The organism is Burkholderia sp. Bp9016 (genome assembly GCF_003857765.1).
In the GTDB taxonomy this organism is placed as follows: domain Bacteria; phylum Pseudomonadota; class Gammaproteobacteria; order Burkholderiales; family Burkholderiaceae; genus Burkholderia.
Genome location: NZ_QTPY01000028.1, coordinates 15,937 through 37,657, shown reverse-complemented (window position 1 = coordinate 37,657; position 21,721 = coordinate 15,937). Strand labels below are relative to the sequence as shown.

General features: G+C 66.8%; 19 protein-coding genes and 2 pseudogenes. 13 read left to right on the top strand and 8 right to left on the bottom strand.

The features are described 5' to 3' along the window. Positions 1-12: 12 nt before the first annotated feature. The gene (locus tag DIE13_RS27260; protein ID WP_124830174.1) at positions 13-816 is read right to left on the bottom strand and encodes a hypothetical protein; all 804 of its coding nucleotides are present in this window, start codon (positions 814-816) and stop codon (positions 13-15) included. Between the two features lie 196 nt (positions 817-1,012). On the opposite strand from DIE13_RS27260, the gene zigA reads away from it, so the two are divergent. From zigA to DIE13_RS27235, 5 genes are read left to right on the top strand one after another with little or no spacing between them, the layout of a single operon-like run. Beyond that, positions 1,013-2,221 carry a zinc metallochaperone GTPase ZigA gene (zigA, locus tag DIE13_RS27255; protein WP_124830173.1) on the top strand — a complete coding sequence of 403 codons (1,209 nt, stop codon included), beginning with the start codon at positions 1,013-1,015 and terminating at the stop codon, positions 2,219-2,221. A 58-nt stretch (positions 2,222-2,279) separates the two neighbouring features. Continuing rightward, the gene (gene folE2, locus DIE13_RS27250) at positions 2,280-3,200 is read left to right on the top strand and encodes a GTP cyclohydrolase FolE2 (protein ID WP_124830172.1); all 921 of its coding nucleotides are present in this window, start codon (positions 2,280-2,282) and stop codon (positions 3,198-3,200) included. Continuing rightward, entirely contained in the window at positions 3,194-3,775 is a 582-nt protein-coding gene (locus tag DIE13_RS27245) for a 6-pyruvoyl tetrahydropterin synthase family protein (RefSeq protein ID WP_124830171.1), read from the top strand. Before folE2 ends, DIE13_RS27245 begins: the two co-directional genes overlap by 7 nt. Further along, a complete protein-coding gene (locus DIE13_RS27240) occupies positions 3,772-4,332 on the top strand; it encodes a carbonate dehydratase (RefSeq protein WP_124830170.1) in 561 nt (186 codons plus the stop codon). The genes DIE13_RS27245 and DIE13_RS27240 overlap by 4 nt, the downstream gene beginning before the upstream one ends. Before the next feature lie 3 nt (positions 4,333-4,335). Further along, positions 4,336-5,736: a dihydroorotase gene (locus tag DIE13_RS27235; RefSeq protein ID WP_124830169.1), complete on the top strand. Its 1,401-nt coding sequence runs from the start codon at positions 4,336-4,338 to the stop codon at positions 5,734-5,736. 56 nt (positions 5,737-5,792) lie between these two features. Here DIE13_RS27235 and DIE13_RS27230 read toward each other — a convergent pair whose 3' ends face one another. Next, positions 5,793-6,749 carry a hypothetical protein gene (locus DIE13_RS27230; RefSeq protein ID WP_124830168.1) on the bottom strand — a complete coding sequence of 319 codons (957 nt, stop codon included), beginning with the start codon at positions 6,747-6,749 and terminating at the stop codon, positions 5,793-5,795. A gap of 360 nt (positions 6,750-7,109) precedes the next feature. On the opposite strand from DIE13_RS27230, the pseudogene DIE13_RS33560 reads away from it, so the two are divergent. After that, positions 7,110-7,265: pseudogene (locus DIE13_RS33560) on the top strand (LysE family translocator); the annotation flags it as partial. A 6-nt stretch (positions 7,266-7,271) separates the two neighbouring features. Here the strand turns inward: DIE13_RS33560 and DIE13_RS27215 are convergent. Next, complete coding sequence (locus DIE13_RS27215) at positions 7,272-8,120, bottom strand: helix-turn-helix domain-containing protein (protein WP_124830203.1); 849 nt, start codon at positions 8,118-8,120, stop codon at positions 7,272-7,274. A 92-nt stretch (positions 8,121-8,212) separates the two neighbouring features. Between DIE13_RS27215 and DIE13_RS27210 the strand changes: the two are divergent. Beyond that, a pseudogene (locus DIE13_RS27210) lies at positions 8,213-8,377 on the top strand (site-2 protease family protein); the annotation flags it as partial. Between the two features lie 63 nt (positions 8,378-8,440). On the opposite strand, the gene DIE13_RS27205 reads toward DIE13_RS27210, so the two are convergent. Further along, the gene (locus tag DIE13_RS27205) at positions 8,441-9,832 is read right to left on the bottom strand and encodes an MFS transporter (RefSeq protein ID WP_124830167.1); all 1,392 of its coding nucleotides are present in this window, start codon (positions 9,830-9,832) and stop codon (positions 8,441-8,443) included. A 248-nt stretch (positions 9,833-10,080) separates the two neighbouring features. Between DIE13_RS27205 and DIE13_RS27200 the strand changes: the two genes are divergently transcribed. Both DIE13_RS27200 and DIE13_RS27195 read left to right on the top strand, forming a co-directional pair. Further along, positions 10,081-11,658, top strand: coding sequence for an aldehyde dehydrogenase (NADP(+)) (locus DIE13_RS27200; protein ID WP_124830166.1), 1,578 nt, complete (start codon positions 10,081-10,083; stop codon positions 11,656-11,658). 196 nt (positions 11,659-11,854) lie between these two features. Next, a complete protein-coding gene (locus DIE13_RS27195; protein WP_124830165.1) occupies positions 11,855-12,406 on the top strand; it encodes a hypothetical protein in 552 nt (183 codons plus the stop codon). A gap of 137 nt (positions 12,407-12,543) precedes the next feature. Here DIE13_RS27195 and kdgD read toward each other — a convergent pair whose 3' ends face one another. Beyond that, complete coding sequence (gene kdgD / locus DIE13_RS27190; RefSeq protein ID WP_124830164.1) at positions 12,544-13,458, bottom strand: 5-dehydro-4-deoxyglucarate dehydratase; 915 nt, start codon at positions 13,456-13,458, stop codon at positions 12,544-12,546. A 229-nt stretch (positions 13,459-13,687) separates the two neighbouring features. On the opposite strand from kdgD, the gene garD reads away from it, so the two are divergent. Then, positions 13,688-15,241, top strand: coding sequence for a galactarate dehydratase (gene garD / locus DIE13_RS27185; RefSeq protein WP_124830163.1), 1,554 nt, complete (start codon positions 13,688-13,690; stop codon positions 15,239-15,241). A 383-nt stretch (positions 15,242-15,624) separates the two neighbouring features. After that, complete coding sequence (locus DIE13_RS27175; RefSeq protein ID WP_124830162.1) at positions 15,625-16,017, top strand: nuclear transport factor 2 family protein; 393 nt, start codon at positions 15,625-15,627, stop codon at positions 16,015-16,017. A gap of 163 nt (positions 16,018-16,180) precedes the next feature. Here the strand turns inward: DIE13_RS27175 and DIE13_RS27170 are convergent, their stop codons facing one another. Next, positions 16,181-17,443, bottom strand: coding sequence for a hypothetical protein (locus DIE13_RS27170; protein ID WP_124830161.1), 1,263 nt, complete (start codon positions 17,441-17,443; stop codon positions 16,181-16,183). A 286-nt stretch (positions 17,444-17,729) separates the two neighbouring features. Between DIE13_RS27170 and DIE13_RS27165 the strand changes: the two genes are divergently transcribed. After that, entirely contained in the window at positions 17,730-18,185 is a 456-nt protein-coding gene (locus DIE13_RS27165; RefSeq protein WP_124830160.1) for an RbsD/FucU family protein, read from the top strand. Between the two features lie 191 nt (positions 18,186-18,376). After that, positions 18,377-18,814, top strand: a complete 438-nt coding sequence (locus tag DIE13_RS27160; RefSeq protein WP_124830159.1) for a DoxX family protein — start codon at positions 18,377-18,379, stop codon at positions 18,812-18,814. Between the two features lie 106 nt (positions 18,815-18,920). Here the strand turns inward: DIE13_RS27160 and DIE13_RS27155 are convergent, their stop codons facing one another. Both DIE13_RS27155 and DIE13_RS27150 read right to left on the bottom strand, forming a co-directional pair. After that, positions 18,921-20,231: an MFS transporter gene (locus DIE13_RS27155; protein ID WP_124830158.1), complete on the bottom strand. Its 1,311-nt coding sequence runs from the start codon at positions 20,229-20,231 to the stop codon at positions 18,921-18,923. A gap of 325 nt (positions 20,232-20,556) precedes the next feature. Continuing rightward, complete coding sequence (locus DIE13_RS27150; RefSeq protein WP_124830157.1) at positions 20,557-21,693, bottom strand: branched-chain amino acid ABC transporter substrate-binding protein; 1,137 nt, start codon at positions 21,691-21,693, stop codon at positions 20,557-20,559. Positions 21,694-21,721: the final 28 nt, after the last annotated feature.

Sequence of the window (21,721 nt, the reverse complement as noted above, 5' to 3'; positions counted from 1 at the left end):
GAGCGCGCTACGTCATTGATCGCCGGGCGGCGGGCCTTCCGGCGACACGGTCGCCGGCCCGCCGGCCAACGGCGCGCCGCTGGCTGTCCCGGCGCGCTGGTACGACGCCAGTTCGTTCGAATAGCGTGCTGTCCGCACGCCGTTCACGTCGTAGTACTCCTCGACCGACTTGACCCATCGGCCCACCGACGGCACGTACCAGAACGCCTTGTAGGTCTTGCCGGTCAGTTCCACCGTCCCGTTGTTGCGGCTCTGCATCACGATCGTCGAACCGCCTGCGTTGCGGGATACGCCGGACGTGATCGACTGCCCCGGCGCGGTTTGCGCGTTCCACGTCCCTTCGGCCTCGATCTTGATCGCATCGAACTTGCCGCCGGCGACGGTGACAGTATCGGGGCCGACCACCTTGTAATGCGTGTCGTACGCTTCCGATGCGTGCTGCGGATTCGGGTGCGCTTCGCTGTATTTGACCGTCCACATCTTGCCGGCCGTCAGCGGAAACGCAAGCGGCCGGTTCACCACGGTTTCGGTGCCGTTGACGTTGCGCGAACGGCTCCAGTCCGCGTCGACGATCAATTCGCGCGGCGCCTGCGTCGTGCCGCTCTGCCGGGTTTCGACGTAGATGTGATCTGACGTGGTGCGCTGCACGGAAATCTGGTCGCGCGTCTGGCGCCAGCCGTTCGGGCCGATTTCGACCGTGTCGATGTAGGTCCAGGTATCGCCCGGCTTCAGCGCGGGCGCCGCGACCGATTGGGCGAGTGCGACGCCGGGGACGGCGGCGCACAGTAACAGCGTGGCAAGCGTTTTGTTTTTCATGGTGTTTGGAGAGGGCCGACGGTCTCGCCGGGCAGCTTATCAACCCCACCTTTCAAACGGCATGCCGCGGGCGGCGCCAGGGCCGCGCTTTCGTTGCCGCCTTGCCGTCATATGCTGGACGCCTGAAATGATATGTTATATCGTAGCGATACAATATATCATTTCCTATCCAACGTCCCGCTTCCGGAATCGCCCGATGAACACCGCCCACCCGCCGTCCGCGCGGCTTCCCGTGACCGTCCTGTCCGGCTTCCTCGGCGCGGGCAAGACCACGCTGCTCAACCACATCCTCAACAACCGCGAAGGCCGCCGCGTCGCGGTGATCGTCAACGACATGTCCGAGGTCAACATCGACGCCGCGCTCGTCCGCGACGGCGGCGCCGGGTTGTCGCGTACCGACGAGAAGCTGGTCGAGATGAGCAACGGCTGCATCTGCTGCACGCTGCGCGAGGATCTGCTGATCGAGGTCGACCGGCTCGCGCGCGAAGGGCGCTTCGACCAGCTCGTGATCGAGTCGACCGGCATCTCCGAGCCGCTGCCGGTGGCCGAGACGTTCACATTCGAAGGCGAGGACGGCCGCAGCCTCGGCGAAGTCGCGCGGCTCGACACGATGGTGACGGTGGTCGACGCGTTCAACTTCCTGCGCGACTACGCGTCGCGCGACAGCCTGCAGGCGCGCGGCGAATCGATGGGCGACGAGGATGCGCGCACGGTCGTCGATCTGCTGATCGACCAGATCGAGTTCTGCGACGTGATCGTGGTCAACAAGGTCGACCTGATCGACGCGCCGGCCCGCGAGCGGCTGATCGCACTGCTGCGCGGCCTGAATCCGCGCGCGCGGATCGAGATCGCCGAATTCGGCAAGGTGCCGCTCGAGCGCGTGCTCGACACCGGGTTGTTCGATTTCGATGCGGCGTCGCTCGCGCCGGGCTGGCTGCAGGAAATGCGCGGCACGCACACCCCCGAGACCGACGAATACGGGATCCGCAGCTTCGTCTATCGGGCGCGGCGGCCGTTTCATCCGCAGCGCTTCTTCGATCTCGTCGAAAGCGAATGGCCGGGCGTCGTCCGCTCGAAGGGCTTCTTCTGGATGGCCACCCATCCGACTATCGCGGGTTCGTGGTCGCAGGCCGGCGCGGTCGCGCGGCACGGGCCGGCCGGTCACTGGTGGGCGGCCGTGCCGCCCGAGCGCTGGCCGCAGGATCCGGAGGCCGTCGCGCAGATTCGCGCGCGGTGGGACGAGCGCGTCGGCGACGCGCGCCAGGAGCTCGTGCTGATCGGCATGGACATGGACGAGCCGGCGCTGCGTGCCCGCTTCGATGCGTGTCTGCTGACCGACACCGAGATGGCCGCCGGCCCCGAACGATGGATCACGTGGGACAACCCGTTTCACGACTGGACCTGACCCGAACGCGCTTCCTGCATCGAACCGGATGGAGAAGGCGCTCCACCGGACTCCGAGCATGAATGCACCGCTTCCCGATATTTCCGTGACCGACGCCGCGCCGCGGCACCGCCCGCTCGACTGGGTCGGCATGCAGGGCATCGACCTCCCTGTTGCGGTGGCCGAGCCCGGCTGCCGGCGCGACGTGCATGCGCGCGCCGGCGTACAGGTCGATCTGCCCGCGCCGCACGTGAAAGGCATCCACATGTCGCGGCTGTACCGGCTGCTCGACACGCTGGGCGACGGCGAAGCGCTGTCGGCGGCCTGCCTGCGACACTTGCTGCACGAGATGGTCGACAGTCATCGCGACTGCGGCACGCGCAGCGCACGGCTGCGGCTGCATTTCGACCTGCTGGCGCGCCGCCCGGCGCTCGTTACCGAAGGGCTGGCCGGCTGGAAGTCGTATCCGGTGCGGCTCGACGCGACGCTGACGGGCGATATGTTTGCGCTGCACGCGCAGGTGACGATCGTCTATGCGTCGACGTGTCCGTGCTCGGCCGCACTGTCGCGGCACTGGGTCGAACAGGCGTTTCTCGCCGCGTTCGGCCGCGACGATCGCGTGGAACCGGCCGCGGTCGCCGCATGGCTGCAGCGACACGCAACCGCAGCGACGCCGCACAGTCAGCGCAGCGAAGCGGTCGTCGACGTCGGGCTTGCTGCCGGCCACGCGCCCCTCGGGCTGATCGCGCTGATCGATCGCGTCGAGCATGCTCTCGGCACGCCGGTGCAGACCGCCGTGAAGCGCGCGGACGAACAGGCGTTCGCGGTGCTGAACGGCCAGAACCTGATGTTCGTCGAGGATGCCGCGCGGCGCGTACAGGCGGCGCTGGACAGTGCTTATGCGAATCCGCGCGTTCACGTGCGCCATCTGGAGAGCCTGCATCCGCACGATGCGGTCGCGTGGGCGGCGCCGGCGCGTGACGGGGTTCCCGCATGCTGATCCGCAAGCTGTTCCGGTTCGAGAACGCGCACATCGTGCGCGGCTGCAGCACACGGCGCTGCTCGCATTCGATCCACGGCCACTCGTACAAGGTCGAACTGCTGCTCGAAGCGCATGCGCTCGACAACGGGCAGATGGTGTACGACTTCGGGCTTCTCAAAGGCGACGTGCGCGACCTGATCGACGCGTTCGACCATGCGGTGACGCTGTGGTCCGGGGACGATCGCGATTACGTCGACAGCATGCGCCGGCACTCGGAGCGTTGGGTGCTGCTGCCCGTTTCGCCGAGCGCCGAGCAGTTCTCGCGCGTGCTGTTTCGTCTTGTCGATGCAGTGCTGTCCGGCGCCGCGATGTCGAATGGCGAGGCCGACGTGCGCCTGCACTCGGTGATCGTTCACGAAACCGAGACGGGCTACGCGCAGTGCTTTCACGACGATGCGTTCAATCCGCGCATGGGCCGCATCGACCTCGACGCGATCGTGTTCTCGCCGGCCATCGCCGCGCAGTGGCGCGATCCCGGCCTGCTCGACCGGCTCGCGCGCGATCGCATCCATTCAACGCAGGAATCCAGATGATCAGAAAGAACCCGCGCGGCGACCTGCCGCAAATCCACCCGAACGCGTTCGTCGATCCGACCGCCATTCTGTGCGGACGCGTGATCGTCGAGGAGAACGTGTTCATCGGCCCGTACGCGGTGATCCGCGCCGACGAAACGGATGCCGACGGCGAGATCGCGCCGATCGTGATCGGCGCGCATTCGAACATCCAGGACGGCGTCGTGATCCATTCGAAGTCGGGTGCGAGCGTCACCATCGGCCGGCATACGTCGATCGCGCATCGCGCGATCGTGCACGGGCCATGCAAGGTCGGCGACGGCGTGTTCGTCGGGTTCAACAGTGTGCTGTTCAACTGCACGATCGACGACGGTTGCGTCGTGCGCTACAACGCGGTCGTCGACGGCTGCCGTCTGCCGCCGGGCTTCTATGTGCGCTCGACCGAGCGCATCGGGCCGGAAACCGACCTCGCGGCGTTGCCGCAGGTCACCGCCGATGCGAGCGACTTCTCCGAGGACGTCGCGCGCACGAACAATGCGCTGGTGCTCGGCTACAAGCACATCCAGAACGAGTTCTGACCGATGACCGAGCGCATGCGACAGCCAGCCGGCGACGGTGACGCATTCGACGCGGCAGCGCGGCGTCATGCGGATCTGCTCGTTCACGGCGGCACGGTGATGACGCCCTGCGGCGCCGAGCGGATCGACGTGGCGTGTGCGGGCGGCCGCGTGGTCGCGCTGGGCGCATTGCGCGGAAGCTGGGGCGCTGATGTATTGCTGGATGCCGGTGGACTGCACGTGCTGCCGGGTGTCGTGGACAGCCAGGTGCATTTCCGCGAACCGGGCCTGATGCACAAGGAGACGTTCGAGGCCGGCACGCGCGGCGCGGTGCTCGGCGGTGTCACGACCGTCTTCGAGATGCCCAATACGCAGCCGCTGACGCTGGACGAACACGATCTGCGAGCGAAGCTGGATCTTGCGCGCGGCCGGGCGTGGTCCGATTACGCGTTCTACGTCGGCGGCTCGGCCGTGAACGCGGAACGGTTGCCGTTGCTCGAAAACCTGCCCGGCTGCGCGGGCGTGAAGGTGTTCATGGGCAGTTCGTTCGGCGACCTGCTGGCCGACGACGACACCGTATTGCGCCGCATCCTGCGGCACGGCCGTCGGCGCATGGCCGTGCACGCCGAGGACGAAGCGCGGCTGCGCGCACGCAAGGCGATCGTCGAAGCGAGCGGCGACGTGCGCGACCATCCGCGCTGGCGCGACGACGAAAGCGCGCTGATCGCGACGCGGCGGATCGTCGGACTGGCTGCGCAGACGGGGCGGCGTCTGCACTTGCTGCATGTCTCCACCGCGCAGGAAATGGCGTTTCTCGCGCGGCATCGGCGGCGCGTGACGGTCGAAGTCACGCCGCATCACCTGAGCCTGCATGCGCCCGACTGCTACGAGCGGCTGGGCACGTTCGCGCAGATGAATCCGCCGGTGCGCGAGCGGCATCATCGGCACGCGCTGTGGCAGGCCGTTCGCGACGGCCTGGTCGACGTGATCGGCAGCGATCACGCGCCGCATACGCGTGAAGAAAAGGGCCGCCCGTATCCGCAGTCGCCGAGCGGGATGACCGGCGTGCAGACGCTGCTGCCGCTGATGCTCGACCACGTGCATGCCGGCCGCCTGAGCCTCGAACGGCTCGTCGATCTCACGAGTGCCGGCCCGGCGCGGATCTTCGGCATCGAAGGCAAAGGGCGGATTGCACTCGGCTACGACGCCGATTTCAGCATCGTCGACCTGCGTGCGCGCCGGATCATCCGCAATGAATGGATCGCGAGCGTGAGCGGCTGGACGCCTTACGACGGTTGCGCAGTTACCGGGTGGCCCGTGCATACGGTCGTGCGCGGGCAGGCTGCCGTGCGCGACGGGGCGCTGAACGGGCAGCCGGCGGGGCGACCGGTTGCGTTTCTGGATGCGGACGCGCCGCCGGTTTGACGCGTTTCGGCGTTACGCACCGGTGTGGCGCCGACGCCGGCCATCGCGTCGCCCGATCATTCCGCTTCGGGCGGGAAGATCGCGTAGACCTTGCCCGATGGCGCCTGCGCGACCGATGCGCCATCGGCGAGCGGGCCGATGATCTTGCTGACCGCGTGCTGCCCCCGGGCGGTCTTGAAAAGCCATGCGCCCGGATAGTGTTCGCGCAGTCCGCGCACGCCGAACCTGACGTCGGTGCCGGCCGGGTAGGTGAGGTCGCCGACGCTCGCCGCGCGCGCCAGCGTCGCGTAATCGAATGCGAGAATGTTGCGGTTCCGGTCGAGTCTCACGTCGGGATGCCGCAGCGGTAGCGACGACAGCTCGAACACGGCGCCGTCGGCGACCCGGATCTCCCAATAGTCGTTGTCGCGCAGGCCGTCCCCGTAGGCGGTCGTGCTTCTCATCAGTCGCGAGCCGGCCGGCACGGCGACACCGGCCACGCGATTGCCGTCGGCCAGGTGGCACAACCAGAGCGTCCGGATCCGCGCGTCGTTGCGCAACACGATTTCCAGCGGCTCGTTCGCGCCGCAGATCCATCCGTCGATTGTTCGGGGGCCGGTGGTGGTCAGCCGCAGTGCGGTGAGGCTGGGCGGGTATTGGTCGTTCCGCGGCGCTTCATCGTCGAATTCCGATCCGACGTTCATCGCCACCGCCGGAATGCCGTGGACATCGACCACGTGCGGGAACTCGACCTTCTCGATCGATTTCATGTCGCCGGCGTTGAAGAGCGACAGCCGGGTGCCGGGCGGCATGTCGATGCCGAGCAGATGCTCGCGCTTCTCGAGCACGGGATGTTTCGCGGCTTCTTCCTTCCTGGTGTTCAGCTCGACCCGCAGGCTGATCACGCACATCAAGACGAAGAAACTGCTCGTCACGCCCAGTGCGGCGAGGATGGCGGTGGAGCGTCCGCGATGCGCGCGAAACGATTGCCGTGCACGCGGAAACAGCGCGAGCGCGACGGCCCAGAGCAGCATGGCGACGGCCGCTAGAAACGAAATGGCGAGAGCGACGAAGAAGGTGCCGGAGAAAATCGGAGCGGGAATCATGAGACAGGCGAGCGACCGAGCGGAATCGTTGCCGGAATGGCCCCGGTGGAGCGGGGCGAGCCGGTATCGTCAAGTGAAGGGGGCCGCCGCCGGCGTGGCCCGGATGGCAAGCGGCATGTCAGGAGCTTGTACGAACGGGTGTCATTGTAGTGTCCCGGCCCAATGATCGGACGAAAGCGGCGCGCGGCGCGCGTTTTGCCGATGCCTGGATCGGCAGGCGCACCGTCTGCTTGATGCGCTTCGGCGGAATCCCGGCTTCGGCGTTGCGCACGCCTTCGATCTGCGTGAGGGCCGACGTTTCTCGTCAAGGGGCCGGTCGCGTTGCGCGCCGGGATGCGGTCGGCGACGATCCGGCGCAAACCGCGCCGCCTGATCCGCATGCACCGGGTGAGCGGCACGGTGCTGCTCTCGCCGGGCATGAAGCTGGCGCTCGAGCGCCGTTGACGAGGCTCACTGCGCCGGCAACGCGGCCGCCAGCGCGCGCAGCGCATCCACCGTCTGCGGATTCGCGGGGAAGAACGCCTCGATCGCCAGCTCCGACAGCGTGACGTCGACCGGCGTGCCGAACACCGTCGTCGTGCTGAAGAACGTCAGTTCGCCGGCCGCCGTGCGCAGCCGCAGCGGCACCGCGATGTCCGCGTAATCGGCGCGCGCGGCCGCGTCGTCGGGCTGGCCGGCCGGCGCCGGGTACGCGGCGAGTTCGTCGCGCAGCGTATGCAGCGTGCGGTCGCCGCTCGCGTCGATCTGCCGTTGCAGTCGATGCAGGATATGCGCGCGCCATTCGTTCCAGTTGACGATCTGCGACGCGAGGCCGTCCGGATGCAGGCTCAGGCGCAGCACGTTGACGGGCGGCTGCAGCAGTGCCGGATCGGCCTGCGCGACCAGCGCGCCGAGCATCCGGTTCGCGGCGAGCAAGGTCCAGTGACGATCCACCGCGAGCGCCGGATACGGCTCGTGACCGCGCAGCACCGCTTCGACCGCGCCGCGCGCCACATCGAGCTGCGGATCCGAAAACGGCCGCTCGCGAAAGAGCGGCGCATAGCCGGCCGCGACGAGCAGCGCATTGCGCTCGCGCAGCGGCACGTCGAGGCGTTCCGCGAGATGCAGCACCATGTCGCGGCTCGGCTGCGCACGCCCCGATTCGACGAAGCTCAGGTGTCGCGCGGACACCTCCGCTTCGAGCGCGAGCGCCATCTGGCTCAGGCGCCGGCGTTGACGCCACGTGCGCAGCAGCGGGCCGATGCCGGACGCGCGGCCGGCGGACGGGGGGAGCGAATGAAGGGCGGCGGTCGGGTTCATGCCCACGATGATAGGCAATCCCGCGCGCCCCGGACATGACCTGCGAGGTAAGCATTCCGGTTCGGTCGGCATTGCCGACCGCGCGTGCCTGCGCGTGGCGCTACGATCCCGACGCGCGCGTGAACCGCATGTACTACGCGACGTCGGTCGAGACGAAGACAACCTACGCGCTCTGCTACGTCGGCCTGCTCGCGTTTCTCGCGCTGATGACGTCCGGCGTGCACGACATGCTGCGCGTCGCGCATGCATCGATCTGATCGATGTAAAAAACGGCGGCGCGCTCATGCGCGGCCGCCGCCGTTTTCCCCTTCCGGCGACATTCACGCGTCGCGGTGACGCAGTTCGACGCGCTTGATGTCCTTCACGATCACGAGATAGCTGAACACCGTGACGAGCGCGTTCAGCCCGACGAACACGAGCGCGCCGTTGAACGAGCCGCTCGCGCCGACCAGGTAGCCTATCGCGATCGGCGCGACGATGCCGGCCGTGTTGCCGAACATGTTGAACAGGCTGCCCGACAGGCCGATCGCTTCCTTCGGCGCGGTGTCCGCGACGACCGCCCAGCCGAGCGAGCCGATCCCCTTGCCGAAGAACGACACGGCCATCAGCACGATCACGAGCACTTCGCTGTCGACGTAATTGCAGCCGATGATGACCATCGACAGCAGCATCCCGCCGACGATCGGAATCTTGCGCGCGAGCGTCAGCGACACGCCGCGACGGATCAGCGTATCCGACAGCATCCCGCCGAGCACGCCGCCGAGGAACCCGCAGATCGCCGGCAGCGACGTCATGAAACCGGCCTTTAGCAGCGACATCCCGCGCGCCTGCACGAGGTAGATCGGGAACCACGTGAGGAAGAAGTAGGTGAGCACGTTCACGCAATACTGGCCGAGATAGACGCCGAGCAGCATCCGGTTCGACAGCAACTGGCGCACGTAGTACCAGCCCGCGACGCGATTGCCCGCGGACGCCGTGCCGTTGGCGCGGGCCCCGGTGGGCCGGCTCGTCGTGCGCACGAGGCCGCCGCCCTGCTCGATATGCTCGAGTTCCGCGCGATTCACCGCCGGATGGTCGGCCGGATCCTTCATCACGCGCAGCCACAGGAACGCGAGCGCGATGCCGGCGAGGCCGAGCCACAGGTACACCTGATGCCAGCCGTACGCATGCGTGAGCCACGCCATCAGCGGCGAGAACACCACCGCCGCGAAATACTGCGCGGCGTTGAAGATCGCCGACGCCGTGCCGCGCTCGGCGGTCGGGAACCAGCTCGCGACGACCTTCGCGTTCGCGGGAAACGCGGGCGCTTCGGCGATGCCGACCGCGAAGCGCATCACGAACAGCGCCGTCACCGCGAACGCCGCGCTGCCGCCGAGGCCGATCGTGCTCTGCAGCAGCGTGAACGCCGACCACAGGAAGATGCTCGTCGCATACACGCGCCGCGCGCCGAAGCGATCGAGCAGCCAGCCGCTCGGCAACTGCGCGAGCACGTACGCCCAGCTGAACGCCGAGAAGATGTAGCCCATCGTCACCGGATCGATGCCGAAGGCCTTGCGAATCGGCGTGCCGGTGATCGACAGCGTCGCGCGGTCCGCATAGTTGAGCGTCGTGACGACGAACAGCATCGCCAGGATCCAGTAACGCACGGCGGTGCGGCGCGCGGTGCCGGCGAGATCGATCGGGAGATCGCGAGAGGTGGTCTGATTGGGCACTTTAATGTACGTCGTCGTATGACATGGCGGGAATTTTATGAGTAATGACAGGATGCAGAAACCTCGGGTTTTCCCTTTGAAAGATGACGCAAAAAGGTAAGAAACACGCGGGTACACTAGATATATAAGGCTTTCGCGATGGCGATGGCAGGTTCGGCACGCCATGCGAATATTGAAATGTCGTCGGCAGACATCGTATCTGTTGAGCTACAATGAGCCCATCATTCCCGAACCACGGAGCACACCTCATGCAACTGACTGGAGAGATGCTGATCGGCGCCGACGCGGTGGCCGGCTCGGCCGGTACCTTGCGCGCGTTCGACCCGACGAAGGGCGCGCCGATCGATGCGCCGGCGTTCGGCGTCGGGACGCAGGCCGACGTCGAGCGCGCGTGCGAACTCGCGCGCGACGCCTTCGACGCGTACCGCGCACAGCCGCTCGCGGCCCGCGCGGCGTTTCTCGAAGCGATCGCCGACGAAATCGTCGCGCTCGGCGATGCGCTGATCGAACGCGCACACGCAGAAACGGGCCTGCCCGTCGCACGCCTGCAGGGCGAGCGCGGCCGTACCGTCGGCCAGCTCCGGCTGTTCGCGCGCGTCGTGCGCGACGGGCGTTTCCTCGCCGCGTCGATCGATCCCGCGCAGCCGGCGCGCACGCCGCTGCCGCGCTCGGACCTGCGGCTGCAGAAGGTCGGACTCGGGCCTGTCGTCGTGTTCGGCGCGAGCAACTTCCCGCTCGCGTTCTCGGTGGCCGGCGGCGATACCGCGTCGGCGCTGGCGGCCGGTTGCCCGGTGATCGTCAAGGCGCACGAAGCGCACCTCGGCACGTCCGAACTGGTCGGCCGCGCGATCCGCGCCGCCGTCGCGAAATGCGGGATGCCGGCCGGCGTGTTTTCGCTGCTGATGGGCCCCGGCCGCGTGATCGGCGCGGCGCTCGTCAGCCACCCGGCGATCCAGGCCGTCGGCTTTACCGGATCGCGGCAGGGCGGCATGGCGCTCGTGCAACTCGCGAACGCGCGCCCGCAGCCGATTCCCGTCTATGCGGAAATGAGCAGCATCAACCCGGTCGTGCTGTTCCCGTCCGCGCTGGCCGCGCGCGGCGATGCGATCGCGACGGGCTTTGTCGATTCGCTGACGCTCGGCGTCGGCCAGTTCTGTACGAACCCCGGCCTCGTGCTGGCGATCGACGGTCCCGATCTCGACCGCTTCGAGTCGGTCGCCGCGCAGGCGCTCGCGAAGAAGCCGGCTGGCGTGATGCTCACGCGCGGCATCGCCGACGCGTTTCGCAACGGTCGCGGCAAGCTGGCCGAACTGCCGGGCGTGCGTGAAATCGGCTCGGGCGAAGCGGCGCAGACCGAATGTCAGGCGGGCGCAGCGCTGTACGAAGTCGCCGCACAGGCGTTCCTGGCCGAGCCGGCGTTCAGCCACGAAGTGTTCGGGCCGGCATCGCTGATCGTGCGCTGCCGCGATCTCGACGAAGTCGCGCGCGTGCTCGACGCGCTGGAAGGCCAGCTGACGGCTACGCTGCAGATGGACGCCGACGACAAGCCGCTCGCGCGCCGCCTGCTGCCGATCCTCGAACGCAAGGCCGGGCGCCTGCTCGTCAACGGCTACCCGACCGGCGTCGAGGTGTGCGACGCGATGGTGCACGGCGGGCCGTTCCCGGCGACGTCGAACCCGGCCGTCACGTCGGTCGGCGCGACCGCGATCGAGCGTTTCCTGCGGCCGGTGTGCTACCAGGACTTCCCGGACGATCTGCTCCCCGAAGGACTGCAGGAAAGCAATCCGCTCGCGATTCCGCGTCTGCGGGACGGCAACGCGGAGTAAGGGGGCGGCGGCTCGGGGCGCAAGCCCGGGCCTGCTTGCCGGACGAATGAAAGCGGGGGTGGCCGGCTGGCTGCCTCCGCTTTTTTCATGGCGGCTTCCGCGTCGCCGGAATTTCTCCTACAGTAGCGAAGCCTCGGGCCGGCCGGCCCGCGGGCGAGCCTGAGAGCCCGACAAAAGACTAACGAGGAGCCATCCGATGAACATCAGCAAGCGCGGCGATCACCTGTTCGCCGCCGGATTGTGGAAAGCGATCGGCGACGTCGCGCATTCCGTGCGCAGCCGGATCGGCCAGTACAGCGAAGGGCGCGTGCTCGCGAATGCGCTGCTGGAATTCCAGCGCGACCTGGGCGGCAGCGAATTCGACGTGACGATCAACCAGGGGCGGCCCGTGACGGACTCGGACGCGCATTCGCTCATGTTCGGCCTTGCCGTGCGACGCTTCAGGCAGGACATGGAGGCGCTGGTGTTCGCGCTCGAGCATCGCCGCGGCATCGACGAACGCGACCAGAACCTGCGCACCGAAGCGCTGATGCAGGCCAACAGCCAGCTCACCACCGCGAAGCAGTCCGCGACGATCACGGTCGGTCGGTTCTTCGATGCGGTCGTCGACCGCGACGTGCTGGGGCAGATTCTCGGCGGCGAATCGAACGCGCGCGTGCGTGCGGGTGCGCAGGGCCGGATCGAGGCGACCCGGATCAAGCTCGGCAACGTGCGTCACCGGATCATCGGCGTCATCGCGCAGATGTGAATGGCGTGCTGCGCGGCGGGGTGCGTCGCGCGGCTGTCGCTACAAACGACTGCGGCCGGCAAAAGCCGGCCGCGATGCCTGACAGGCAAACCAGCCGGCCGCCGCGCCGCAGAGGGCGCCGCGCCGGCCGTACCCGCTTACTGCGGGCCCATCTTCTTGATCAGCACGTCCAGCTCGGCCACTTCGGCATCGGTCAGGTCGACGAGCGGTGCGCGCACCGGACCCGCGTCGTGGCCGACGAGCTTCGCGCCCGCCTTCACGATGCTGACCGCGTAGCCCGCGCGGCGGTTGCGAATATTCAGGTATGGCAGGAAGAACTCGTCGATCAGGCGGCCGACCGTTGCGTGGTCGTCCTTCGCGATCGCTTCGTAGAATTCCATCGCCGTCTTCGGGATGAAGTTGAATACCGCCGACGAGTACACCGGCACGCCGAGCGCCTTGTACGCGGCTGCGTAGACTTCGGCCGTCGGCAGGCCGCCGAGGTACGCGAAGCGGTCGCCCAGGCGGCGGCGGATCGTGACCATGCTCTCGATTTCGCCGACGCCGTCCTTGAAGCCGATCAGGTTCGGGCAACGGTCGGCCAGACGCTCGAGCATGTCGGCGTTCAGCTTCGAATTCGCGCGGTTGTACACCACGACACCGATCTTCAGCGAACGGCATACCTGCTCGACGTGCTCGGCGATCCCTTCCTGGCTGGCTTCGGTCAGGTAGTGCGGCATCAGCAGCACGCCGCTCGCGCCGAGGCGCTCGGCTTCCTGCGCATATTCGATGGCGACGCGCGTGGCACCGCCCGCGCCGGCGAGGATCGGCACCTTGCCCTTGCAGGTTTCCGTCGCGACGCGGATCACGTCCGAATATTCGCGCTGCGTGAGCGAGAAGAATTCACCGGTGCCGCCGGCTGCGAACAGCGCGGTCGCGCCGTACGGCGCCAGCCATTCGAGGCGCTCGGCATAGGTGGTCGGGCGGAAGCTGCCATCTGCGTCGAAGTCCGTCAGCGGAAACGACAGCAGGCCGTGGGAGATGATCTGTTTGAGTTCTTGCGGTGAGGTCATGGTTGGGTCGTCCGTCTAGCGCGAGTGCTGGGTTCGTCGGGAACGGCATACGAGCCACATTGGCGATGTCGTTGTATGTCATCGTACAACGAGGGAAAGGGTGGCGCAAGCAGTTTGCGCTCGGATTATAGGTAGGGTCTTTCCGGATAAGGGTTTACGTACTATCCCGGATTGGTGTTGAATGTCGTATGATGACTAACGATATCACCGGTAGCTTCCAGGAATTCCGATGACTGCTTCCCCTCTCTATATTCGCGTGCATCCGGACGACAACGTCGCCATCGTCGTCAACGACGGCGGCTTGCCCGAGGGCGCGACGTTCGCCGACGGGCTCACGCTGCGTGAAGGCGTGCCGCAAGGGCACAAGGTGGCGCTCGCCGATCTCGCGGCCGGCGACCCGATCGTCCGCTACAACGTCGTGATCGGCTACGCGCTCACCGAGCTGCGCCGCGGCAGCTGGGTCAATGAACGCACGATGCGCATGCCCGAACCGCCGGGGCTCGACGACCTGCCGCTCGCGACGCGCGCCGCGCCGGCGCTCGCGCCGCTCGAAGGCTATACGTTCGAAGGCTTCCGCAATGCGGACGGCTCCGTCGGCACGCGCAACATCCTCGCGATCACGACGACCGTGCAGTGCGTGTCGGGCGTCGTCGAGCATGCGGTGAAGCGGATCAAGGACGAACTGCTGCCGCGTTACCCGAACGTCGACGACGTGGTCGGGCTCGAGCATACGTACGGCTGCGGCGTCGCGATCGATGCGCCCGATGCCGACATCCCGATCCGCACGCTGCGCAACATCAGTCTGAACCCGAACTTCGGCGGCGAGGTCATGACGGTCAGCCTCGGCTGCGAGAAGCTGCAGCCCGAGCGCCTGCTGCCGCCCGGCGCGATTCCGGTCGCGGCCGACGGCGCGACGGACAACGGCGGCGTCGTGTGCCTTCAGGATGCCGCGCACGTCGGCTTCAATTCGATGATCGACTCGATCATGAAGATGGCGGAATCGCATCTCGAGCGGCTGAACCGTCGCCGTCGCGAAACCTGTCCGGCGTCGGATCTCGTCGTCGGCGTGCAGTGCGGCGGCAGCGATGCGTTCTCCGGGCTCACTGCGAACCCGGCGGTCGGCTTCGCGGCCGACCTGCTCGTACGCGCGGGCGCGACGATCATGTTCTCCGAAGTGACCGAAGTGCGCGATGGCGTTGCGCAACTCACGTCGCGCGCGGCGAACGAGGACGTCGCACGCGAGATCATCCGCGAGATGGACTGGTACGACCGCTACCTGCAGCGCGGCCGCGTCGACCGCAGCGCGAACACGACGCCCGGCAACAAGAAGGGCGGGCTGTCGAACATCGTCGAGAAGGCGATGGGCTCGATCGTGAAGTCGGGCAGCGCGCCGATCTCCGGCGTCGTGCGTCCGGGCGACCGCGCGCGGCAGAAGGGGCTGCTGTACGCGGCGACGCCCGCGAGCGACTTCATCTGCGGCACGCTGCAGCTCGCGGCCGGGATGAACCTGCACATTTTCACGACCGGCCGCGGCACGCCGTACGGTCTCGCCCAGGTGCCGGTGATCAAGGTCGCGACGCGCAGCGATCTCGCGCGCCGCTGGCACGACCTGATGGATCTCGACGCGGGGCAGATCGCGACCGGCGCGGCCACGATCGAGGATGTGGGTTGGGAGCTGTTCCGGCTGATGCTCGACGTCGCGAGCGGCAAGCGCCGCACGTGGGCCGAGCAATGGAAGCTCGCGAACGCGCTGACGCTGTTCAACCCGGCGCCGGTGACCTGATACGCGTGGTGGTCATGGCTGACGATGCGGGCGCCTTCGGGCGCCCGTTTTTCGTTGCGGCGCGGCCACGGCCGCGCTCGTCGGTCGCAGCCGATCGGCTGCGACCGACCGGTCACGCGACTGAACGACGTGGCGATCGGAGATGGACGACCGGGCGCGCTCACGCGCCGGCTGTCCGACGCATACTGGGCGAGGCACGGCGATCCGGCGTGGAGCCTCGCGGTCGATTACGCGGACGGCTGACCGTGCCGGGCGGCGCGGGCGCGATTTCGATTTCGTTACCTCGCACGTAATCGACCGCCCGCGCGAGGCCGGCGACGATGGCGGCACGCGGACACGAAGGGTTCGCGACATCGTCTCTCACCGACACAAGGAGCCTCGCCATGAACACCGCCCAAACCGCCCGGTCCGCTCACGCCGACCTGATCGACCGCTACTTCGATGCATGGAACGAATCCGACGTCGCCCGCCGTCGCGCGCTGATCGATGCGACCTACGCGAGCGACGCGGCCTATCGCGATCCGCTGATGGCCGGCGACGGCCACGCAGGCATCGACACGATGATTGCCGCGGTACAGGAGCGTTTTCCCGCGTACCGTTTTCACCGCACGACCGACGTCGACGGATTCGGCCGGCACCTGCGGTTCTCGTGGGCGCTCGTGTCGCCCGATGGCGCGGCGATCGTGAAGGGCTCGGATTTCGGCACCGTCGATGCGTCCGGGCGTCTCGAATCGGTCACGGGTTTCATCGACGAAATGCCGGCCGCCGGGCAATGAGCGACTGGCGCGCGTGACCGATCGTTGCCGTCGAAAGCGCGGGAATGAACCGGCGCCGTCGATTCGATTCCGACCAGCCAGGCGACGAGATGTTGGCGATGCGCGCACGGACAACCGATTGCATCAAGGTTGTCCGTGCGCGATTTCCGTGCCGTTATCAGGATCAGCGAGTGGCGAGGTGAGCCAGGACATCCTGTTCGAGCGTGCGTACCGCCCGTTCGAGTTGTTCATGATCGAGATCGCTGTGCAGTCGACGTGCGGACGCGTGCGGATCGTTGAGCTGATGCATGACGCGCTCGGATGCAGCTTGCAGGTCGAGCTGAAACGGCATCTCGTCGCGGAACACGAGATTGACGGCCTTGAACGAATAGTCGATGACGATCGCCCGCAGCGGGCATGCACTGACCAGATCGCGAAACTTGCCGTCGTAGGTGGCGACGAACGGGATGAAGAAGTCGGCCTGGTGCGTTCCGATCGTCCTCGGCGTTGCGGACGAGAGTTCGGCCATTCTGAACAACGTCAAATCCCATGACATGCTTCGCAAGCGCTCGAGCGATTTCGAGGTCGGCTGGGTGACCGGCGTGAAGAATCGGGGGACTTCCCCGCCACCGCCCAGCAATTTCCACGCGAAGTAGACATCCGTTTTGGGGAACCTTCCGAGGGTCTCGAGACTGAACATCACCAGTTCTTCCAGCGCCTGGACGGGCTTGCGATGCTTCCCGCGCCAACTCAGCAATGCCGCTTTCAAGAGCACGGCATAAGTTACCAGCCGGCGCGTCTGCAGATGGCGCATGCCCGCGCCCAATACGGCGGGATCGAGCATGTGCTGAACGATCGTGTCGATTTCGCCTTCGGACAGGGTGAAGATCGGCTTGCCCGGCGACTCGTCCAGCGCACCCGGTGCGAAGTGATCGAGTTTCTTGAGTGCCCTCAAGGTCTGAATCGGGCGATTGTTCCCTTCCTTGGCGAAATGCTCGAACTCTTCGGAGAGGTACGCAAAATAATCGAAGTTGAAGCTTCGTTCTCCGCGCCCGCAGACGAGGTGCAGCAGCGTGTACAGGTTATGCGGCTGTGACGGCTGCTTGCCTTCGACAAACAGGCGGATTGCATCGGTTACGTTTTTGTCGAGACCGACCGAAAAATCCATGTTGATCGGCGCGTTGCCGGTCAATGACTTCTGATAGATGTCGTCGGTGTAAAACAAAAGCCCGGATCCGTCGAAGAAACTTTTTAGTAGCGGGCACTCACGCTCGATTTTGTCGAGCTGTATGCCCTGGATGTCGAGTGTCGTGGCTCGCGTGGCATACATCACGTGCAGGCCGTGAAAGCACTCCCGATCGGATTCGATGATGCTCTTGAACGACGCGCCTTGATCCGCGCTCGCAATCGCAGTCAGGGCTCGGCGGATTTTTTGGACATGGTTCATTGGATGCCTGTTCGGTTTGGCGCGGACCACGGCAGACGGTTCGACCGTTGGTGTTGCGGCCGCCCTCGGAAATATTCGGTTTCCGATCCATTCGACGCGATGGTTGCTGTTTTTGCTTTTTATGGACGTGAATGCGAGCCTCGATGGTACCCGCACGGCGAGTATGCGATGCGCTTGCACGTCACCCGTCGGATCGCCGCGAACGAATGGCGTCGATGCACGCCCGGCCGCCGCCGGGATCGGGTAACGTTATGCGATTCGTTCCCGATCCTGGAGACTTGCCGACATGCTGAAGAATCTCGATCCGCTGCTGCACGCCGACATCCTGCACGCGCTGCGCGCGATGGGCCACGGAGATGAAGTCGCGATCTGCGATGCGAACTTTCCGGCCGAATCGGTCGCGCAGCACACCGTCGTGGGCCGCGCGTTGCGCATCGACGGCGCGGACTCGGCGCGCGTCGCGCGCGCGGTGCTGTCCGTGCTGCCGCTCGACACGTTCGTCGACACGCCCGCATGGCGGATGGAAGTCGTCGGTGATCCGGCCGCGGTGCCGCCTGTGCAGCGCGAGGTGCAGGCCGAGATCGATCGCGCGGAAGGGCGCGCGGTGCCGCTCGCGGGCATCGACCGGTTCGCGTTCTACGAGCGAGCGCAGCGCGCGTATGCGGTGGTCGTCACCGGCGAGTTGCGCGGCTACGGCTGCTTCCTGTTCAAGAAGGGCGTGCTGTTGAGCGACGCGGATTAAACGCCATTTTCGTCGCGCCCGCCGGCCGGTCCGCCCGCCGCAGTGTAAAGATTTGCTACAACCTTTTGCTTGGACACTGCGGAAAGACCCTCTATGCTGGCCCATTTGCCGCGGGCCCCGCAGGGGGGCGCGGCCCGAACCGCACGGGCACGCTCCGGGCGGACGGCCGAATTGCATACGAGGAGAAAGGCATGACGCGTACCGTCGATTCCGGCGTCATTTTTTTCGCACGCCTGGCGCTGGCGGCGTTGTTCTTGTGGGGCGGCATCATGAAGCTGCTCGGCTACAGCGACTTCGTCGCGTATCTGCACGCGCTGAACGTGCCCTATCAGCAGGTCGTCGCGCCGATGGTCGTCGCGATCGAGGGGCTGGGCGGCCTGCTGCTGATCGTCGGCTACAAGGTGCGGCCGCTCGCGCTGCTGATGGCGGTCTACACGATCGCGACCGCGATGGTCGGGCACAATTTCTGGGACGCGACCAACGCCGCCGTCCAGCACGACATGGTGATCCACTTTTGGAAGAACGTCGCGATCTCCGGCGGTTTCCTGCTGCTGTTCGTCACGGGCGCCGGTGGCGTGAGCATCGATGCGCTGCGCCGTCCGAGTTCGTCGTACGGCATGCTGCGCTGAGCTGAGCCGGCCCGCGCTGTCGCGCTGAAGCCAATCAAAAGGGCCGAATCCCGCAGCATGCGGGATTCGGCCCTTCGTTCATGAAGCGGCGCGTGCGCGCCGGCGTTCAGCGTGTGTCCTTCGGGTCCTTCGCATCCTTCGAGAACTGCACGGCGATCCCGCCGAGCACGCAGATCACGGCGACGTACACCACCGGCGCGAGGGGATTCGACTTCATCATCAGCGACACGATCACGGGCGTCAGGCCGCCGAAGATCGCATACGCGACGTTGTACGAGAACGAGATGCCCGAGAAGCGCACGACGGCGGGGAAGCTGCGCACCATCACGAACGGCACCGCGCCGATCGTGCCGACCATGAAGCCGGCGATCCCGTAGTACAGCGGCAGCGTCGACGCGTCGGCCGCGACCTGCACGAACAGCAGGTAATAGCACGCGGCCAGCACGATGCCGCCGATGCCGAGCACGCGCTTCGCGCCGATCCGGCCCGCAAGCGAGCCGGCGGTGATGCAGCCGGCCGTCAGGCACAGCGTCGCGATGCTGTTCGCGAACAGCGTGGTCGCGGGCGCCAGGTGGAACTGCTTCTGCAGCAGCGCGGGCGTCATCAGGATCACGACGACGATCGCCGCCGACAGCATCCACGTGAGCAGCATCGACACGATCACCGCGCGCCCGTGGTCGCGCAGTACGGCCTTCAGCGGGATCTCGGCCGCGAGCGCCTTCTTCGCCTTCATTTCGGCGAACACCGGCGTCTCGTGCAGCCAGCGGCGCAGGTACACGGAGAACAGACCGAACACGCCGCCGAGCAGGAACGGAATGCGCCACGCGAACGCGGTGACTTCGGCGCCAGAGTAACGGCTGTTGACGCCTGCCGCGACGAGCGAGCCGAGCAGGATGCCGGCCGTGAGACCCGCGGTCAGCGTGCCGCACGCATAGCCGGTGTGGCGCGACGGCACGTGTTCGGACACGAACACCCACGCGCCCGGCACTTCGCCGCCGACCGCCGCGCCCTGCAGCACGCGGAACAGCAGCAGCAACACCGGCGCGAGGATGCCGACCGTGTCGTAGGTGGGCAGCAGGCCCATCAGCAGCGTCGGCACCGACATCATCAGCACGCTCAGCGTGAACATCCGCTTGCGGCCAAACAGGTCGCCGAAGTGCGCCATGATCACGCCGCCGAGCGGACGCGCGAGATAGCCTGCCGCGAAGATGCCGAACGTCTGCAACTGGCGCAGCCAGTCGGGAATGTCGTGAGGGAAGAACAGCTGCCCGATCGCGGGCGCGAAGAACACGAAGATGATGAAGTCGTAGAACTCGAGCGCGCCGCCGAGTGCGGCAAGGCCAAGGGTTTTGTAGTCGCTGCGCGTGAGCGCGCGTTCGGCGGCGCGAGGCACGCCGCTCAATTCGGAAGCTTGCATGGTCAGAACGATCGGTATTCGAATGTTGTTGTCGGTGCTGCGTCTCCAGGGCCCGCTATTGGCTGGACTGGCTAGGCGCGCCTGCGTCGTCGAAAGTGTGCCGGGCGCCGGATAGGGCACGCGACACGCGCCATTGCACCGGGATGGGGCGCAACGCAGACGAAGCGTGAAAGCGGGTGGGAGGATTCTACAGGAGCGCGAAATACGCGCGCGCGGGACTGCGCCGAGGAACGCTTCGGACTTCGCCGAGCGTGAAATGCACGCGGCGCGACAGGCGGATGAACCGCTTGCCGCGCCGCGCAGGACAGAGGTCCAGGTTTGGCGATCAGTTGCCGGCGATCGTGTCGACCGGCTTGAACGCGCCGTGCTCGACCTTGTAGATCGTGACCGGCGCATCCTTCAGGTCGCCCTTCGCGTCGTACGCGATGCTCGGCGCCGACACGCCCTTGACCGACACCTTGCCGAGATACGGCGTATAGACCTTCGGGTCGGTCGAGTTCGCGTTCTTCATCGCGGTGAGCAGCGCGATCGTGCCGTCGTACGAGTAGGGCGAGTAGGTGATCACGTCTTCGTTGAAGCGTGCCTTGTAGCGTGCCGCGTAGCCGGCGAAGCCCGGCATCTTCTCCTTCGGCAGCCCGCCCATGTAGACGATCGCGCCTTCGGCCGCTTCGCCGCCCACCTTCAGGAAGGTCGGCGAGCGCGACATCTCGCCGGTCACGAATGCCGACTTCATGCCGAGCTGGCGCATCTTGCGGATCATCGGCGACGATTGCGCATCGCCGCCGCCGTAGAAGATCGCGTCGGGGTTGATGCCCTTCAGGTTGGTCAGGATCGCCGAGAAGTCGAGCGCCTTGTCGTTCGTGAAGTCGCGCTTGACGATCGTGCCGCCCGCGGCCTGCACGGCCTTCGCGAATTCGTCGGCGATACCCTGGCCGTAGGCCGTGCGGTCGTCGATGATCGCGACGCGCTTGAAGTGCAGCGTCTTCACCGCATATGTGCCGACGATGCGACCGGCCTGCGCGTCGCTCGTGAGCAGCCGGAAGGTGGTCTTGTAGCCGCGCGCCGTGTATTGCGGCGACGTCGCCATCGAGATCTGCGGCAGCCCCGCGCGATCGTACAGGTCGGACGCCGGAATGCTCGTGCCCGAGTTGAAGTGGCCGATGATCCCGCTGACGTTGTCGTCGATCAGCCGCTGCGCGACGGTGGTGCCGGTGCGCGGGTCGGCCTGGTCGTCCTGGGAGTCGAGCTGGAACGTGACCGCCTTGCCGCCGATCGTCGGATGCGTTGCGTTGAAGTCGGCGATCGCGAGTTGCACGCCCTTCTGCATGTCGGTGCCGTAGTTCGACTGCGGCCCCGTCAGCGGCGCGGCGAAACCGATCTTGACGACGTCGGCGGCGATGGCGTGTGCGCCCGACAGTGCGCAGGCGGTGGCCAGCGCGACGTGCGATACCTTCAGCTTCACTTTCACTTCCCCTTGATGGCGTGGTTGG

Bases quoted from the DNA above. Each gene is read 5' to 3' on its own strand.
- DIE13_RS27260 (WP_124830174.1), bottom strand. From the start codon at position 816: ATGAAAAACAAAACGCTTGCCACGCTGTTACTGTGCGCCGCCGTCCCC.
- zigA (WP_124830173.1), top strand. From the start codon at position 1,013: ATGAACACCGCCCACCCGCCGTCCGCGCGGCTTCCCGTGACCGTCCTG.
- folE2 (WP_124830172.1), top strand. From the start codon at position 2,280: ATGAATGCACCGCTTCCCGATATTTCCGTGACCGACGCCGCGCCGCGG.
- DIE13_RS27245 (WP_124830171.1), top strand. From the start codon at position 3,194: ATGCTGATCCGCAAGCTGTTCCGGTTCGAGAACGCGCACATCGTGCGC.
- DIE13_RS27240 (WP_124830170.1), top strand. From the start codon at position 3,772: ATGATCAGAAAGAACCCGCGCGGCGACCTGCCGCAAATCCACCCGAAC.
- DIE13_RS27235 (WP_124830169.1), top strand. From the start codon at position 4,336: ATGACCGAGCGCATGCGACAGCCAGCCGGCGACGGTGACGCATTCGAC.
- DIE13_RS27230 (WP_124830168.1), bottom strand. From the start codon at position 6,749: ATGCTGCTCTGGGCCGTCGCGCTCGCGCTGTTTCCGCGTGCACGGCAA.
- DIE13_RS27215 (WP_124830203.1), bottom strand. From the start codon at position 8,120: ATGAACCCGACCGCCGCCCTTCATTCGCTCCCCCCGTCCGCCGGCCGC.
- DIE13_RS27200 (WP_124830166.1), top strand. From the start codon at position 10,081: ATGCAACTGACTGGAGAGATGCTGATCGGCGCCGACGCGGTGGCCGGC.
- DIE13_RS27195 (WP_124830165.1), top strand. From the start codon at position 11,855: ATGAACATCAGCAAGCGCGGCGATCACCTGTTCGCCGCCGGATTGTGG.
- kdgD (WP_124830164.1), bottom strand. From the start codon at position 13,458: ATGACCTCACCGCAAGAACTCAAACAGATCATCTCCCACGGCCTGCTG.
- garD (WP_124830163.1), top strand. From the start codon at position 13,688: ATGACTGCTTCCCCTCTCTATATTCGCGTGCATCCGGACGACAACGTC.
- DIE13_RS27175 (WP_124830162.1), top strand. From the start codon at position 15,625: ATGAACACCGCCCAAACCGCCCGGTCCGCTCACGCCGACCTGATCGAC.
- DIE13_RS27170 (WP_124830161.1), bottom strand. From the start codon at position 17,443: ATGAACCATGTCCAAAAAATCCGCCGAGCCCTGACTGCGATTGCGAGC.
- DIE13_RS27165 (WP_124830160.1), top strand. From the start codon at position 17,730: ATGCTGAAGAATCTCGATCCGCTGCTGCACGCCGACATCCTGCACGCG.
- DIE13_RS27160 (WP_124830159.1), top strand. From the start codon at position 18,377: ATGACGCGTACCGTCGATTCCGGCGTCATTTTTTTCGCACGCCTGGCG.
- DIE13_RS27155 (WP_124830158.1), bottom strand. From the start codon at position 20,231: ATGCAAGCTTCCGAATTGAGCGGCGTGCCTCGCGCCGCCGAACGCGCG.